The organism is Faecalimicrobium sp. JNUCC 81 (assembly GCF_053667625.1).
Genome location: NZ_CM132203.1, coordinates 3,257,234 through 3,271,935, shown reverse-complemented (window position 1 = coordinate 3,271,935; position 14,702 = coordinate 3,257,234). Strand labels below are relative to the sequence as shown.

Sequence of the window (14,702 nt, the reverse complement as noted above, 5' to 3'; positions counted from 1 at the left end):
TGAAAAAGAATATCAATAAAAAATGATAATTTTTATCAATAAAATAAAATGGAGGAAAATGTATGAAAAATTTTTCAAAAAGTAATAAAGGTAAAGCTGTATTACTTCTGATGTTAACAGCACTAATTTTTATATTATGTTATCTAAGCATTACTAAAGGTTTTATACATACATCTTACGATATGGTTATAGATGCATATAAAAACTTCAATAATTCTCAAGAGCATATAATTATAAAAACATCTAGAGTTCCAAGAACTTTAAATGCTCTTTTAGTTGGAGGTGCCCTTGGAGTAGCAGGGCTTTTAACTCAAGGACTAACAAGAAATAAATTAGCCTCTCCAAGTATACTGGGGATAAATTCTGGAGCAGTATTTGCTTTAGTTATAGCTATGACTTATATACCACAAATATCTACGATGGGTCTTGCATGGGTAGCTTTCTTTGGAGCATTATTTGCTTCAGCATTAGTTTTTATATTATCAGGAGGTCTTTTTAAGGATGTAAGGCCTATGGATTTAACGCTAGGAGGAACTGCTTTAGCTGCATTATTATTTTCTTTGACACAAGGTATTTTATATAAAAATGACGTTGCCCTAGAACAAGTTGTATACTGGATGACGGGTTCTGTCGAAGGTAAAAAAATAGAGCTTATTCTTCAGTTTGCACCAATAATATTAATAGCAATAGCATCAACATTATTAATTGGAAAAAAGCTTAATGTATTTTCATTAGGAGAAGAAATGGCTAGGTCTTTAGGGATGAAAACACTACATTTAAAAATAGTTATAATAGCCATGGTTGCAGTTTTATCAGGCGTATCAGTAGCACTTGCAGGTCCTGTAGCTTTTATTGGGCTTGTAACTCCACACATAGTACACAAATTTATTGGGACGGATTATAGATGGCTTATACCTTTTTCTGTACTAACTGGTTCAGCTATATTATTACTTGCAGATATAATGTCAAGATTTATAATTTATCCAAAAGAAGTTCCAGTTGGTGCATTAACTGCACTTATAGGTGGTCCATTCTTTATATATATTGCGAAAAGGAGGAATAATTAATGATTAATGTTAGCAAAAAAACTATTAAGCTAAGTTGTATTTTACTATTCATTACAGCTTTACTTATTACATTTTCTTTAGGATTTGGAGAAGTAATGGTAAATCCATTAGATGTATTAAAGAGCATAGTAGGAATAGATACGGGATTTTCCTCTGTTTTAGTAATGAATATAAGATTACCAAGAGTTCTTGTTGCATTTTTTGTTGGAGCATCTTTAGCATTAGCTGGAGCTATACTTCAAGGAGTAGTTAAAAATCCTTTAGCATCACCTGATATATTAGGAATAGTAAATGGTGGGTCTGTTGGTGCATTAGTATTTTTAACTATTTTTACAGATCCTAAAAATAACTCATTAACAACATCAATACTGTATATGCCAATATTTACTTTTGCATTTTCATTTTTAGCGTTAATATTTATTTTTTTCATGTATGGAAAATCTACTTCAACAAGTAAATTAATTATAATAGGAATTGGAGTTTCGGCTATTTGTAAAGCTTTAACTAATATCCTTATTATAAATGGACCAGTAATATTTATAAAAGAAGCAACAACTTGGATAACAGGTACTATATATGGGTCAAACTGGAGTCATGTAATAATGATAACGGCAACATTCTTTGTTTTCGCTATAATGGCAGTAATATTTATAAAAGATTTAAATCTACATCAATTAGATGATGATGTAGTAACAGTTCTTGGAAATAACTTACGTAAAAGTAGATTAATACTTTTATGTATTTCAGCAGGATTAACAGCAGGTGCTGTGACTATTGGAGGAGGTATAGGCTTTGTAGGTTTAATAGCACCTCATATTGCTAGAAAACTTGTAGATTCAAAGTTTGAGAATTTAATTCCCCTTTCAATACTTATAGGTGGAATAATAACTTTAGTAGCTGATTTTGCTTCTAAATGGTTATTCTACCCACAAGATTTACCTATAGGTATTTTTACAGCTTCAATAGGAGCACCTTACTTTATATATCTTTTAATAAAAAATAGAAAATATTCAAAGGGGAGATAAAAATGATAAAAGCAAAAGACTTAAAATTATGTTACGATGAAAAAGTTATATTAGATAATATAAATTTAGATATAGAAAAAGGAAAGATTACAGCATTAATTGGTTCTAATGGATGTGGAAAATCTACATTAATAAAGGCTATAGCAAGAATACTTATGCCTAAAAATGGATCTATAGAAATGGAGAATAAAGATATTCTTAAAATGCCTTCAAAAGAAGTATCTAAGATATTAGCAATGCTTCCTCAAAGTAGTAATGCTCCAGAAGATTTAACTATTTATGATTTAGTAAAACAAGGAAGATATCCATACCATAATTTACTATCATTTTGGAGTAAGAAAGATGAAGAAATAGTACTAGATTCTATAAAAAAAGTTGGCCTTATAGATGATAAAGATAGAACTTTAGATAGCTTATCTGGTGGACAAAGGCAAAGGGCTTGGATTGCATTAGCATTAGCACAAAATACAGATATAATACTTTTAGATGAACCTACAAATCATTTAGATATAAAATATCAATTAGAAATTTTAAATATTTTAAAAGATTTAAATGAAAAAGAAAACAGAACTATAGTAATGGTTATCCATGATATAAATCATGCTTTAAAATATGCTGATAATATAGTTGCAATAAAAAATGGAAATATACTTGCTAAAGGCCATAAAGGTGATATTATAAATGAAAATCTTATAAAAGATGTATTTGGAGTTAACTGTAAACTTATAGATTCACCTATAGATAATTGTAAATTATGTGTACCTTTTATATAAATTTAGAACGAGAAGATTGATATGGAGACAGAGTGAACAAGGAAAAATAACTGAAGAAAGTAAGAATATATATTTACTGATAGATGGACTTAGTAATGTAAATTATTTAAGTATAATAAAAGCTATTAATTATTTAATTAATAGCTTTTTACTTTTATTAAAATTTATATAGTATTACTAGATGAACCGGGTAATTTTAATACAAGATTATTAATTTTAAATTAGGAAATAAAAATTAATGATGGCTCTACATATAAAGAAAGTGATTTTGTATTATTTAATAATGTAGATGGGAATATTATATTAGAATCAATTACTGAAAAATCACTAGTTATTGTATTAAGTGGAGAGCCAATATTTACGCATGGTCAATTTGTAATGAATACAAAAGAAGAAATAATACAAGCATACGATGACTTTGATTTTGGAAAGTTTGGAACCTTTGATTTTAAAATATTTCGTAGTTTAATTAAAACATTATACAAATAGAATCCGGTGGTGAGGGTGGCATGGGCAAAGTATCTAGAAGAGGATTTGATGAAAATGATAAAAGATGGTTTTCTGATAAAGAATTAATACGATTAAAAAAAGCTAAAGAAGAAATTGAGTGGTTAATAAATAGAGATTATAAAATAGACCCAGTAGTAAATTTTGTTGGGGATAGATACCAATTTTCATCTAGGCAAAGGGATGCATTGAAAAGATCAATATGTATAGAGGAAAAAATAATAATAAGAAAGTCAAAAAATCTTTCTATAGATAAAATAAATGATGGATGTTTATATATAGATGGATTTAATTTGATAATAACCCTTGAGGTTGCGTTATCCGGAGGAACTTTAATTTTAGGTAGCGATAATAATATTAGAGATTTGGCAGGGCTAAGAGGAACTTATAAAATTATTGATAAGACAGATGAAACTTTAAACTTAATAGGAAAGTTTTTAGAAAAATATAATTGTAAAGAAATTAAATTTTACTTAGATGCACCAGTTTCTAATTCTGGAAACTTAAAGTACAAAATATTAGATTATGCTAACAGTTGGAAAATTAAAACTGAAGTTGAATTAGTAAATAATGCAGATGTTATTTTAGACAAACTAGAGAGAGTAGTTAGTACTGATGCGGCAATACTTGATAAGTGTGTAAGCTATTTTAATATAGGAAAAAGCATAATTGATGAATATATAAAAGATGCAAATATTATAAATTTAGATGGAAAATATAAGTAAATGGGTATCTATATATTATATAAACAAAATTAAGGCATTTTAAGAAAGATATAAATCTATATAAATTCAATTAAAAGGAGAAATAAAATGAGCAGAGTATTATATATAAAAGCGAATATTAAACCAGAAGGTCAATCAAGAACATTTAAAGTTTCAGATGAATTTGTGGAAGAATACAAAAAAAATAATCCTAATGATGAAGTTGTAACATTAGATTTATATAAGGAAAATATAGATTTTTTAAGACCGGAAGATTTAGAAAAATTATTTGGTTCTAAAGATGAAGAAAGTAAAAATCATCCAAAATTAAAATATGCTTACCAATTTGCAGAAGCTGATAAATACATAATTGCAGCTCCAATGTGGAATTTAAGTATACCGGCAATATTAAAAGCATATATAGATTATGTAAGTGTATCAGGTATAACATTTAAATATACAGCACAAGGGCCAGTTGGACTTTTAAATAATAAAAAAGCTGTTCATATAGTATCTAGAGGTGGAGATTATAATAATTCACCATATGAAATGGGTGATAGATATTTAAAAACTATACTAGGATTTTTCGGAATTACAGATATGAAAACAATAGCATTAGATAATACAGACACTGGTGTTGTGGATATAAATGAAATAATAGAAAATGGTAAAAAACAAGCTAAAGAGATAGCAAGCAAATTTTAATTAATTTTTATAATAAAGTAAAGCTCTAGAAATATTTCTAGAGCTTTACTTTATTATAATATTATATGAAATTTTAGTGGAGACTAATAATAGGGGTGATATATATGATTAAGGGGTATTCAGATTTAAGTAATTTAGAAAAACATGAAGTTTATAAGTTTGTTAATAGAAATGGGGATTCAGAAAAATCATTAGATGAAATTGAGGATTTGTTTAATAATAAGGTAAATGGATATGGGAAGGGAAGTTTATTTTGTTTTATAGATAATAAGGTGGTTGGGAAAGTATCTATAGTTCTAGAGGTTTGTAAAGAACTTGGAACTGTTTATATATATTCGCACGAGATATTAGACGATTTTGAAAATAAGGAATTGGTTGTAATAGATTTAACTAATGCAGCAATAGAAATAGCTAAAAAACATAATCCTACTTCAATATATTTATGCGCAGGTAATAAAGAACGCCTTAGAATACTAGAAAATTTAGGGCATAAAGAAGAGTATATTTCTCTTAGTATGACTTTAGATGATAAATCATTAAGAGAAAAGACTTTAGATTTAATTAAATTAAGTAATGAAAATAAAGAAATATATTTAAATATAATTAATGATTCATTTAGCGATATGCCCCATGGAATATACCATTATATTACAGATATAGAAAAATACATAAATAAATCTGATGAAAATAATCATTTCTTTATGGTGGTTAAAGATAATAATATTATAGGATTTATGAATATTGAAATAGAAAAAGATAGAGGATTATTTGACATTGGGTTATGTAAGGAATATAGGGGAAAAGGATATGGTAAATCTTTATTGGAAACAGCAATAGATTTTTTAAATAAAAAATCTGTAGAAAATATTGAATTAATTGTTATTAAAAAAAATCAAAGAGCCTATAATATGTACAAAAACAGAGGATTTAAAGATAAATCAATTTTAGGATATTGGATGGAAGTTAAGTAACGTATTATTTAAATATATAATTTAATTTGTTTGATTTTATCTATAATAAATAAAACCGTGTCAAAAATAGATGATACGGTTTTATTGATTTATTTTTTTATATCAGATTTTAGTTGTAAAAGTAGAGTATTTGCAGAAACGGCACTTGCACTGGCATCAAGAAAATAATCTAGTTGACTTGTATCATCTAAGTAAACTAATAAACTAGATAAACCTAGTTGATATAAGGAACTAATATACATTATTGAAGAATAAGTCCTCTTTATATGCAGGTTATTTTCTTTAGAATATGCTGTAATTATTTTATTAGAGTTTTCAGATAGTATAGAATCATTAAATGCAACTTGTTTAAAAATATCATCCTTACTAAGATTTTCTTTAGATAAAATAGTTTTAAATAGAACATTCATATTATTATTGACCATATCTAAATCTTTAACTGATTTTTCAACTAGAACTGGATTGGCAAATGAAATATTTGTAAAAAGTAATAAAAAGCAGAGTGTCGAAACCAATAGTTTTTTCATATATACCTCCATAAAAAATAATATTATGTAATCATAAATAGTATATGTTATTAATATTTAACTATGCGAAGATGAGATTACCAATATTTTGGAGACATAATAAGAGGAATTTTAACATAGAAGCTAAATATAATTTATATATAGCTTGGATAATGTATAAATAGTTGGAAACAATAGTTTTGATAGTAACTAAAATATGAGTTTAATAGTTTGAAGTTAAGTAATTATATTATTTTTCGCATAAGATCTTGATAATTATTAAAAGAAAGAGTGTGTAAAATTTATGGATGATAGAGAACTTAAAAGAGAGCAACTAATAGAAAAAGTCAAGACATTAAGCCCTTTTGAATTAAAGGATGAATTAATAAATTTAGCTAAAAAGTCAGAGCGAAAAGGTGTAAGGGTTTTACTTAATGCAGGAAGAGGAAATCCGAACTGGACGGCATCGACTCCAAGACAATCATTTTTTACATTAGGACAATTTGCAGTACACGAAAGTCAAAGAGTTTGGTGTGATGGTGATTTAGCTGGTATGCCAGAAAAACAAGGTATATATGATAGATTTAAAGCTTATTACAATGAACGTAAAGATGTAGAAGGGATTGAATTATTAGATAAAATTATAGATTATGGTATAGAAAAACATAACTTTGAACCAGACTCATGGGTATTTGAATTAGTAGATGGTATTATTGGTGATAACTACCCAGTACCGGATCGTATGTTAATTAGAATTGAAAAAGTAGTAAGAGAATACTTAATTAAAGAAATGGGTGGCAACTCAAAAGATGCAACACAAGATCTTTTTGCAGTAGAAGGTGGTACTGCTGCAATGTGCTACATATTTGATTCATTAATAGCGAATTATTTAATGAATAAAGGTGATAAATTAGCGTTAATGGTTCCAATTTTCACGCCATATATAGATATACCAGATTTACCTAGATATAAATTTGATGTGGTAGAAGTTCGTGCATCATCAATGAGTGAAGAAGGTAGACATACTTGGCAATATCCTAAAGAAGAATTAGATAAACTTGCCGACCCTAGTATAAAAGCCCTTTGCATAGTTAACCCAAGTAACCCACCATCAGTTGCAATGGACGAAGAATCAATGAATTACTTAAAGAAAATTGTTGAAGAAAAAAATCCAAACTTAATAATTATAACAGACGATGTATATGGAACATTTGCAGATAATTTTAAGTCTTTAATGGTTACAATGCCATTTAATACTTTGGGTGTATACTCTTTCTCAAAATATTTTGGAGTAACTGGTTGGAGGTTAGGCGTTATAGCACTTGCTAAAGATAATATATTTAATAAATTAATATCAGAACTACCAAATGATAAAAAAGATATAATTGCAGAAAGATATTCATCTTTAACTACTGAACCAGAAAAAATTAAATTTATAGATAGAATAGTAGCTGATAGTAGGCAAGTGGCTCTAAATCATACTGCGGGATTATCAACTCCTTTACAAGTTCAAATGGCAATCTTTTCAATATTTGCATTATTAGATAGTGATAACCGATATAAAGAAAAAACAAAATCTATTTGTAGAAAGCGTAAGCAATTATTATATAATAACTTGATTGGATTGCCAATTAAAGTAGACCCGCATAGTACTTCCTATTATAATCAATATGATTTATTAATTTGGGCTAAAATGAAATATGGAGAAGATTTTGCAAGATACCTAGAAAAAGAGCGAGATGTTATAGAGTTTTTATTTGAATTAGCTGAAAGACATAGTATAGTATTATTAAATGGTGGTGGATTTGAAGGGCCAACTTGGTCAATTCGTGTTTCTCTTGCAAATTTAAAGGATGAACAATATATTGAAATAGGAAAAGCCATAAATAATTTATTTGATGAGTATGCTAGAGATTGGAAAGAATCTAGATAGATTTAAAATATTAAATTGTAAATTAATTAGAAAAAATATCTTTTTAAATTAAATAAATTTAATATATAAATAAGTCACAAATCCTCTCTTAATATCGTTATATATTATAGTGATATTAAGAGAGGATTTTATATTTATCTTTGAAAACATATCACAACTAAAATAAATTTAAATAGCTTGGGAGATATAAAGTTGAATAATAAAATAATACATATATTAATAACCATAATTTCTATATCAATAGTTTGTGTATTTACAATGAATAAAAATAGGATGGTTGAACTTGTTGGGTATAGTGAAAATTGGGATATAACACTAACAATAGAAAATAAGCAATCCACTTTAAAAATAGACCCTAAAAGCTCAATTTTAAACAATGAAGAAGGTATATATTATTCTTATAATTTATATAAAGGTAAAGATATTATAGCAGCAGCAAGGTTTGATTTTTTTAATAATAAAAATCCATTTATAGAAAAAAGAGTAAGTTTTAGAGAAGTTTATAAAAATGAATTATATGAACTTGAAATTGAATGTAATGATATTAGAGAAGTGATTATTTTAAATAAAACACTATAAAAAGATAAAAATAATTTAGAAAACTAACTAGTTTGGATTTTAACTTTATAAAATATTTTATTTTATTGAAATTTAGTAATAATATTAATTAAAAATATTGACAAACTTTTATTGAAAAGCTATATTTATATTAAATAATAACTGGATATAACGCATTTGGCGTGTTACTGATTATGCAGGCAAGACCAAATTTTATAAAACATTATAGTTTTTATAATGTTTTATAAGGTTTGGTCATTTTTGTTTGAATTTTAAAAGAGGGGGCATGAAAATATTTATGAAAATTACAAAAGTGATTAATAATAATGTTGTTTGTGCTTACAATGCAAATAACAAAGAAGTTGTTATTATGGGTAAGGGAATTGGTTTTAAAGCAGTAGAAGGGGAAGAAATTGATAAGCGTAAGGTAGAAAAGATCTTTACAATGGATAGTCAATCTACTATTGATAAGTTTAAGCAACTTATTGAAAAATTACCTTTGGAACACTTTAAGGTATCTCACGAGATTATTAGTTATACAAGACGTACTTTAGGTAAAAGATTGAACCAAAATATATATATTACATTAACTGATCATATTAATTTTGCAGTACAGAGATTTGAAAATGGAATGCAGTTTTCAAATCCACTATTATGGGAGGTAAAACAATTTTATAAAAGTGAATTCTTAATAGGTGAATATGCTGTTAGATTGATTAAGAAAAGGTTGGGAATAAGTATGACTGAAGATGAGGCAGCAAATATTGCCCTTCATATTGTAAATGCAGAGTACAACACAGATATGAAAGATGCCCTTAAAATTACTACATTAATAAGTGATATTTTAAAAATTGTTAAAGATTTTTATAAAATAGAACTAGATGAGGAAAGTTTGCATTATTCAAGGTTTATCACTCATTTAAAATTTCTATCTCAAAGAATATTTGCAGATGAATTATTAAAAGAAAATGATGATGTATTTACAGACATAATTATCAGTAGATACCCTAAAGAATATGAATGTAGTTTAAAAATAAAAAATTATATAAAAGATAAATATAAGAAAAATGTTTCTGGGGAAGAGTTAGCATATTTAACGGTACATATTAAAAGAGTATCTATGCTTACACATGAACTTTAGAAGTAGAATATATATTTGGAGGAATACAATGTTTAAGAAATTAAAAGAAAAACTAGGAAAAAAAGAAGATAATGGCATATTAATTGGATCACCTATAGAAGGTGAAGTAGTTTCTATAAAAGAAGTTAATGACCCTACTTTCTCAGAAGAGATACTAGGTAAGGGTATTGCAATAAAGCCAAGTAATGGTAGAGTCGTAGCTCCAGTAGATGGAGAAGTAACTATTATGTTTAAAACAAAACACGCATTATCTTTAGTAAGTGAAGATGGTGTAGAAATTTTGATACATGTAGGTCTTGAAACTGTCAATTTAAAAGGAGAGCATTTCAAATCTCATGTAGATGTAGGAGATAAAGTAGAAGCTGGGGATTTATTAGTTGAGTTCAATATAGATAAAATTAAAGAAGCTGGATATGATATAACTACTCCAGTTGTAGTTTGTAATACAGCTGAATTTAGCAATGTATTAGAAAGTAAAATAGGAAAAGTAAAAGAACTGGATAAAGTTATTGAAGTTATCAAATAAATATAACAATGTATTTTAAGGATGAAATCCTTTAAATAAAAATTATGAGGGGGGTATATTTATTATGATGAAATATTTACAAAGACTAGGTAAGTCATTAATGCTTCCAGTTGCATGTCTACCAGTTGCAAGTATCTTTATGGGTATTGGTTACTGGATTGACCCAACAGGTTGGGGAGCAAATAGTGTATTAGCAGCTTTTTTAATAAAAGCAGGTAGTGCATTAATTGATAACATGGCAATTTTATTTGCTATAGGTGTTGGAGTTGGAATGTCTGATGACAATGATGGAACATCTGGTCTTGCAGGTCTTGTTTCATGGTTAATTATTACAACATTATTAGCACCAGAATCAGTAGCATTCTTCAAAGGTATACCAGTTGAAGAAGTAGCAGTAGCATTTACTAAAATACAAACTCAGTTTACAGGTATTATATCAGGTTTAATAGGAGCTAGTTGCTACAATAAATTTAAAAAGACTAAGTTACCAGACGCATTATCATTCTTTAGTGGAAAACGATCAGTTGCAATCGTGACTGCAGGTGCATCAGCTTTAGCAGCATTAGTGTTATTCTTTGTATGGCCAGTAGTTTATAATGCATTAGTAGCATTTGGAGAGTCTATACTTTCTACTGGAGCAGTAGGTTCTGGTATCTATATGTTCTTTAATAGATTATTAATACCAACAGGTCTTCATCATGCGCTTAATTCAGTATTCTGGTTTGATGTAGCTGGAATAAATGATATAGCTAAATTCTGGGGAACAGCAGGAGCAGTAGGAACTAAAGGTGTTACAGGAATGTATCTTACAGGTTTCTTCCCAGTAATGATGTTTGGACTACCAGCAGGGGCACTTGCAATGTATCATACTGCAAAAGATAAGAAGAAAAAAGCTGTATATGGATTATTATTAGCAGCAGGTATATCTTCATTTTTCTCAGGTGTTACAGAACCTTTAGAATTTGCATTTATGTTCTTAGCGCCAGGATTATACTTTATACATGCAGTTTTAACAGGTATATCAGGAGTAGTTTGTGCATTATTACCAGTAAGATCAGGATTTAATTTTAGTGCAGGATTTGTAGACTGGTTTTTAAGTTTTAAAGCTCCAATGGCTGAAAACCCATGGATGTTAATACCAATAGGTTTAGCATTTGCTTTAATTTACTATGTAGTATTCCGTTTTGCTATAGTTAAATTTAATTTACATACACCAGGTAGAGAAGAAGATGAGGTCGAAGTAGACAATACTTCAAATGTTTTAAACAATAACCCTAGATTTTCAAATAATAGCTTTACTGAAAAAGCAGAAATTATATTAAGAGGTCTTGGCGGAAAAGAAAATGTAATATCTATTGATAACTGCATAACTAGACTTCGTTTAGAAATAAAAGATCAATCATTAGTAAACGAAAAAGTTATTAAATCATCAGGTATATCAGGTATAATTAGACCAGGTAAAAATAGTATACAAATTATTGTAGGAACACAAGTACAGTTTGTAGCTGATGAACTTGAAAAATTGTATAACTCAAATATATAATAAGGTTTAAGTAAAAAAGATATTGTGGACTCACAATATCTTTTTTTATTTTTGAAAATATTATTGACAAATAAAAAAAATGAGCTATACTATAGCTATAAGATACCCGTAGGGGGTATTGAAAATATAAATTAAAGCGGCTGAAATATATATATAATTCGGTTTATAGATATATAGCATCTATAAAAATATGAAAGGAGATACAAAATGAGTAATACAGTAAAAAGAAGTTTTAAAGTAACTGGAATGACATGCTCAGCTTGTGGTAAGGCTGCAGAAAGAGCTGTAAAAAAAGTTGATGGAGTAGTTGATCAAAGTGTAAATATGGCTACAGAAAAAATTCAAATAGAATATGATAATAGTAAAGTTAAATTTGAAGATTTAGAAAAAGCGGTAAAAAAAGCAGGGTACAATTTGATAGAAGATGTTAGTTATAATAAGATAGATTTCAAGATAGGTGGAATGACTTGTGCGTCTTGTGCAAAAGCAATAGAAAGAGCAGTTAAAAAGTTAGATGGGGTAGAAAATATTAATGTAAATGTAGCTACAGAAAAAGCTACTATAAACTATGATACATCTAAATTAAAATTAACTCAAATAAGAAATACTATAGAAAAAGCAGGATATAAAGTATTAGAAAAGAGCACAACTAAAGATTCAAATGTAGATGAAGATAAGTTGAGAAAAGAAAAAGAAATGAAAATACTATTTACAAAGTTCTTAGTTGCAGTAGGATTTTCTATACCGCTATTTTATATAGCAATGGGACCTATGATATCAAAACCATTTGGACCATGGCCAGTGCCAAATATTATAGATCCAATGGCAAATCCATTAAACTATGCTTTAATTCAATTAGTATTAGTAATACCAGTAATGGTAGCTGGAAATAAGTTCTATACAAATGGATTTAAAGCATTAATTAACAAAAGTCCAAATATGGATTCATTAGTAGCAATAGGAACACTAGCAGCATTTTTATACAGTGTATATACAACAATTCAAATGGCTACTACAGATATGGTAGCAGGTCATGGACATCATCAATTGTACTATGAGAGTGCAGGTATAATAATAGCACTTATATTACTTGGTAAATATTTAGAATCAAAATCAAAAGGTAAAACAAGTGAGGCTATAAAGAAACTTATGGGTCTTCAGCCTAAAACGGCAATAGTTATAAAAGATGGAAAAGAAATAGAAATACCAATAGAAGAAGTTGAAGTTGGAGATATAATAGTAGTTAAGCCAGGTAGTAAGATACCTGTAGATGGTATAGTAATAGAAGGTCACACTTCTGTAGATGAGTCGATGCTTACAGGAGAAAGTATACCTGTAGAAAAGAATATAGGAGATAAAGTTACAGGAGCAAGTATTAATAAAAATGGTATCATAAAATTTAAAACAGAAAAAATAGGTGCAGATACTGTACTATCTCAAATTATAAAATTAGTTGAAGATGCACAAGGTAAAAAAGCGCCAATAGCAAAATTAGCAGATACTGTATCAGGGTATTTTGTACCAACAGTTATAGCTATATCTTTATTATCAGCACTACTTTGGTTTGTAGTTGGAAGTAAGGACTTAGAATTTGTTCTTACAATATTTATATCAGTACTTGTAATAGCTTGCCCATGTGCCCTAGGTCTTGCAACTCCTACAGCAATCATGGTAGGTACAGGTAAAGGTGCAGAAAATGGAATATTAATAAAAGGTGGAGAAGCTCTAGAGTTAGCTCATAAGATAGATACGATAATATTTGATAAAACTGGAACGATAACAGAAGGAAAACCTCAAGTCACAGATATAGTAGTAAGTAATGGTGTAAATGAAGATTATTTATTATGCATAGCATCAAGCGCTGAAAAAGGTTCAGAACATCCACTAGGAGAAGCCATAGTAAGATTTGGTGAAGAAAAAAATATTGAATTTATGAAGGTAGAAAAATTCAAAGCTATACCAGGATATGGTATAGAAGTAACTATAGATAATAAAAATGTTTTACTTGGAAATAAAAAGCTTATGGATGATAGAAATATAAGTCTAGGAGATTTAAAAGATAAATCAGATGAATTAGCTACACAAGGTAAAACACCTATGTATATAGCTATGGAAAATGAGCTATCAGGAATAATAGCAGTAGCAGATGTAGTTAAAGAAAGCAGTAAAAGAGCTATAGAAAAACTTCATAGTATGGGAATAAAAGTAGCTATGGTAACAGGAGATAATAAAAAGACTGCTGATGCAATAGCAAAAGAAGTTGGTATAGATATAGTACTTGCAGAAGTTTTACCACAAGATAAATCAAATGAGGTTAAAAAACTTCAAGAACAAGGAAAGTTTGTTGCTATGGTAGGGGATGGAATAAATGATGCTCCAGCTTTAGCTGAGGCGAATATAGGTATAGCAATAGGAAGTGGAACAGATGTAGCTATGGAATCTGCTGATATAGTTTTAATGAGAAGTGACTTAATGGATGTTCCAACAGCTATAAAGTTAAGTAAAGAAACTATAAAAAATATTAAACAAAACTTATTCTGGGCATTTGCATACAACACAGTAGGAATACCAATAGCAGCAGGTGTACTATACATGTTTGGTGGTCCGTTATTAAATCCAATGTTTGCAGCAGCAGCTATGAGCTTAAGTTCAGTATCTGTAATTAGTAATGCACTTAGACTTAAAGGATTTAAAGCATATAAGTAATAGATTAAAAATAAAGCATAAAAAGACTGTGGATATA

General features: G+C 28.2%; 14 protein-coding genes. 13 read left to right on the top strand and 1 reads right to left on the bottom strand.

Going from position 1 to position 14,702, the window contains the following annotated elements:
- The first annotated feature begins 62 nt into the window (after positions 1-62).
- The 7 genes from JNUCC81_RS16130 (at position 63) to JNUCC81_RS16100 (ending at position 5,752) form a co-directional block, all read left to right on the top strand.
- Positions 63-1,067, top strand: coding sequence for a FecCD family ABC transporter permease (locus tag JNUCC81_RS16130; protein ID WP_454094397.1), 1,005 nt, complete (start codon positions 63-65; stop codon positions 1,065-1,067).
- Positions 1,067-2,092: a FecCD family ABC transporter permease gene (locus tag JNUCC81_RS16125; RefSeq protein ID WP_454094396.1), complete on the top strand. Its 1,026-nt coding sequence runs from the start codon at positions 1,067-1,069 to the stop codon at positions 2,090-2,092. Before JNUCC81_RS16130 ends, JNUCC81_RS16125 begins: the two co-directional genes overlap by 1 nt.
- A gap of 2 nt (positions 2,093-2,094) precedes the next feature.
- Complete coding sequence (locus JNUCC81_RS16120) at positions 2,095-2,865, top strand: ABC transporter ATP-binding protein (protein ID WP_454094395.1); 771 nt, start codon at positions 2,095-2,097, stop codon at positions 2,863-2,865.
- A 228-nt stretch (positions 2,866-3,093) separates the two neighbouring features.
- Positions 3,094-3,354: a pirin-like C-terminal cupin domain-containing protein gene (locus tag JNUCC81_RS16115; protein WP_454096412.1), complete on the top strand. Its 261-nt coding sequence runs from the start codon at positions 3,094-3,096 to the stop codon at positions 3,352-3,354.
- A gap of 20 nt (positions 3,355-3,374) precedes the next feature.
- Positions 3,375-4,097, top strand: coding sequence for a DUF434 domain-containing protein (locus JNUCC81_RS16110; protein WP_454094394.1), 723 nt, complete (start codon positions 3,375-3,377; stop codon positions 4,095-4,097).
- Positions 4,098-4,184: 87 nt separating this feature from the next.
- The gene (locus JNUCC81_RS16105; protein ID WP_454094393.1) at positions 4,185-4,781 is read left to right on the top strand and encodes an FMN-dependent NADH-azoreductase; all 597 of its coding nucleotides are present in this window, start codon (positions 4,185-4,187) and stop codon (positions 4,779-4,781) included.
- A gap of 104 nt (positions 4,782-4,885) precedes the next feature.
- Entirely contained in the window at positions 4,886-5,752 is an 867-nt protein-coding gene (locus JNUCC81_RS16100; protein WP_454094392.1) for a GNAT family N-acetyltransferase, read from the top strand.
- An 89-nt stretch (positions 5,753-5,841) separates the two neighbouring features.
- On the opposite strand, the gene JNUCC81_RS16095 is transcribed toward JNUCC81_RS16100, so the two are convergent.
- A complete protein-coding gene (locus tag JNUCC81_RS16095) occupies positions 5,842-6,279 on the bottom strand; it encodes a hypothetical protein (RefSeq protein WP_454094391.1) in 438 nt (145 codons plus the stop codon).
- 283 nt (positions 6,280-6,562) lie between these two features.
- Here JNUCC81_RS16095 and aspD point away from each other — a divergent pair, with 283 nt between their 5' ends.
- From aspD to JNUCC81_RS16065, 6 genes are all read left to right on the top strand, one after another.
- Positions 6,563-8,191, top strand: coding sequence for an aspartate 4-decarboxylase (gene aspD, locus JNUCC81_RS16090; protein WP_454094390.1), 1,629 nt, complete (start codon positions 6,563-6,565; stop codon positions 8,189-8,191).
- Between the two features lie 192 nt (positions 8,192-8,383).
- Positions 8,384-8,770: a hypothetical protein gene (locus tag JNUCC81_RS16085; RefSeq protein ID WP_454094389.1), complete on the top strand. Its 387-nt coding sequence runs from the start codon at positions 8,384-8,386 to the stop codon at positions 8,768-8,770.
- Positions 8,771-9,047: 277 nt separating this feature from the next.
- Positions 9,048-9,890: a BglG family transcription antiterminator LicT gene (gene licT / locus JNUCC81_RS16080; protein WP_454094388.1), complete on the top strand. Its 843-nt coding sequence runs from the start codon at positions 9,048-9,050 to the stop codon at positions 9,888-9,890.
- Positions 9,891-9,918: 28 nt separating this feature from the next.
- The gene (locus JNUCC81_RS16075) at positions 9,919-10,416 is read left to right on the top strand and encodes a PTS sugar transporter subunit IIA (RefSeq protein WP_454094387.1); all 498 of its coding nucleotides are present in this window, start codon (positions 9,919-9,921) and stop codon (positions 10,414-10,416) included.
- Between the two features lie 64 nt (positions 10,417-10,480).
- Positions 10,481-11,959, top strand: a complete 1,479-nt coding sequence (gene nagE / locus JNUCC81_RS16070) for an N-acetylglucosamine-specific PTS transporter subunit IIBC (RefSeq protein WP_454094386.1) — start codon at positions 10,481-10,483, stop codon at positions 11,957-11,959.
- Positions 11,960-12,166: 207 nt separating this feature from the next.
- Positions 12,167-14,665, top strand: coding sequence for a heavy metal translocating P-type ATPase (locus JNUCC81_RS16065; protein ID WP_454094385.1), 2,499 nt, complete (start codon positions 12,167-12,169; stop codon positions 14,663-14,665).
- The last annotated feature ends 37 nt before the right edge of the window (positions 14,666-14,702 follow it).

Coding starts and splice junctions, on each gene's coding strand:
- JNUCC81_RS16075 (WP_454094387.1), top strand. CDS start 9,919: ATGTTTAAGAAATTAAAAGAAAAACTAGGAAAAAAAGAAGATAATGGC.
- aspD (WP_454094390.1), top strand. CDS start 6,563: ATGGATGATAGAGAACTTAAAAGAGAGCAACTAATAGAAAAAGTCAAG.
- licT (WP_454094388.1), top strand. CDS start 9,048: ATGAAAATTACAAAAGTGATTAATAATAATGTTGTTTGTGCTTACAAT.
- JNUCC81_RS16105 (WP_454094393.1), top strand. CDS start 4,185: ATGAGCAGAGTATTATATATAAAAGCGAATATTAAACCAGAAGGTCAA.
- JNUCC81_RS16110 (WP_454094394.1), top strand. CDS start 3,375: ATGGGCAAAGTATCTAGAAGAGGATTTGATGAAAATGATAAAAGATGG.
- JNUCC81_RS16130 (WP_454094397.1), top strand. CDS start 63: ATGAAAAATTTTTCAAAAAGTAATAAAGGTAAAGCTGTATTACTTCTG.
- JNUCC81_RS16095 (WP_454094391.1), bottom strand. CDS start 6,279: ATGAAAAAACTATTGGTTTCGACACTCTGCTTTTTATTACTTTTTACA.
- nagE (WP_454094386.1), top strand. CDS start 10,481: ATGATGAAATATTTACAAAGACTAGGTAAGTCATTAATGCTTCCAGTT.
- JNUCC81_RS16065 (WP_454094385.1), top strand. CDS start 12,167: ATGAGTAATACAGTAAAAAGAAGTTTTAAAGTAACTGGAATGACATGC.
- JNUCC81_RS16100 (WP_454094392.1), top strand. CDS start 4,886: ATGATTAAGGGGTATTCAGATTTAAGTAATTTAGAAAAACATGAAGTT.
- JNUCC81_RS16120 (WP_454094395.1), top strand. CDS start 2,095: ATGATAAAAGCAAAAGACTTAAAATTATGTTACGATGAAAAAGTTATA.
- JNUCC81_RS16125 (WP_454094396.1), top strand. CDS start 1,067: ATGATTAATGTTAGCAAAAAAACTATTAAGCTAAGTTGTATTTTACTA.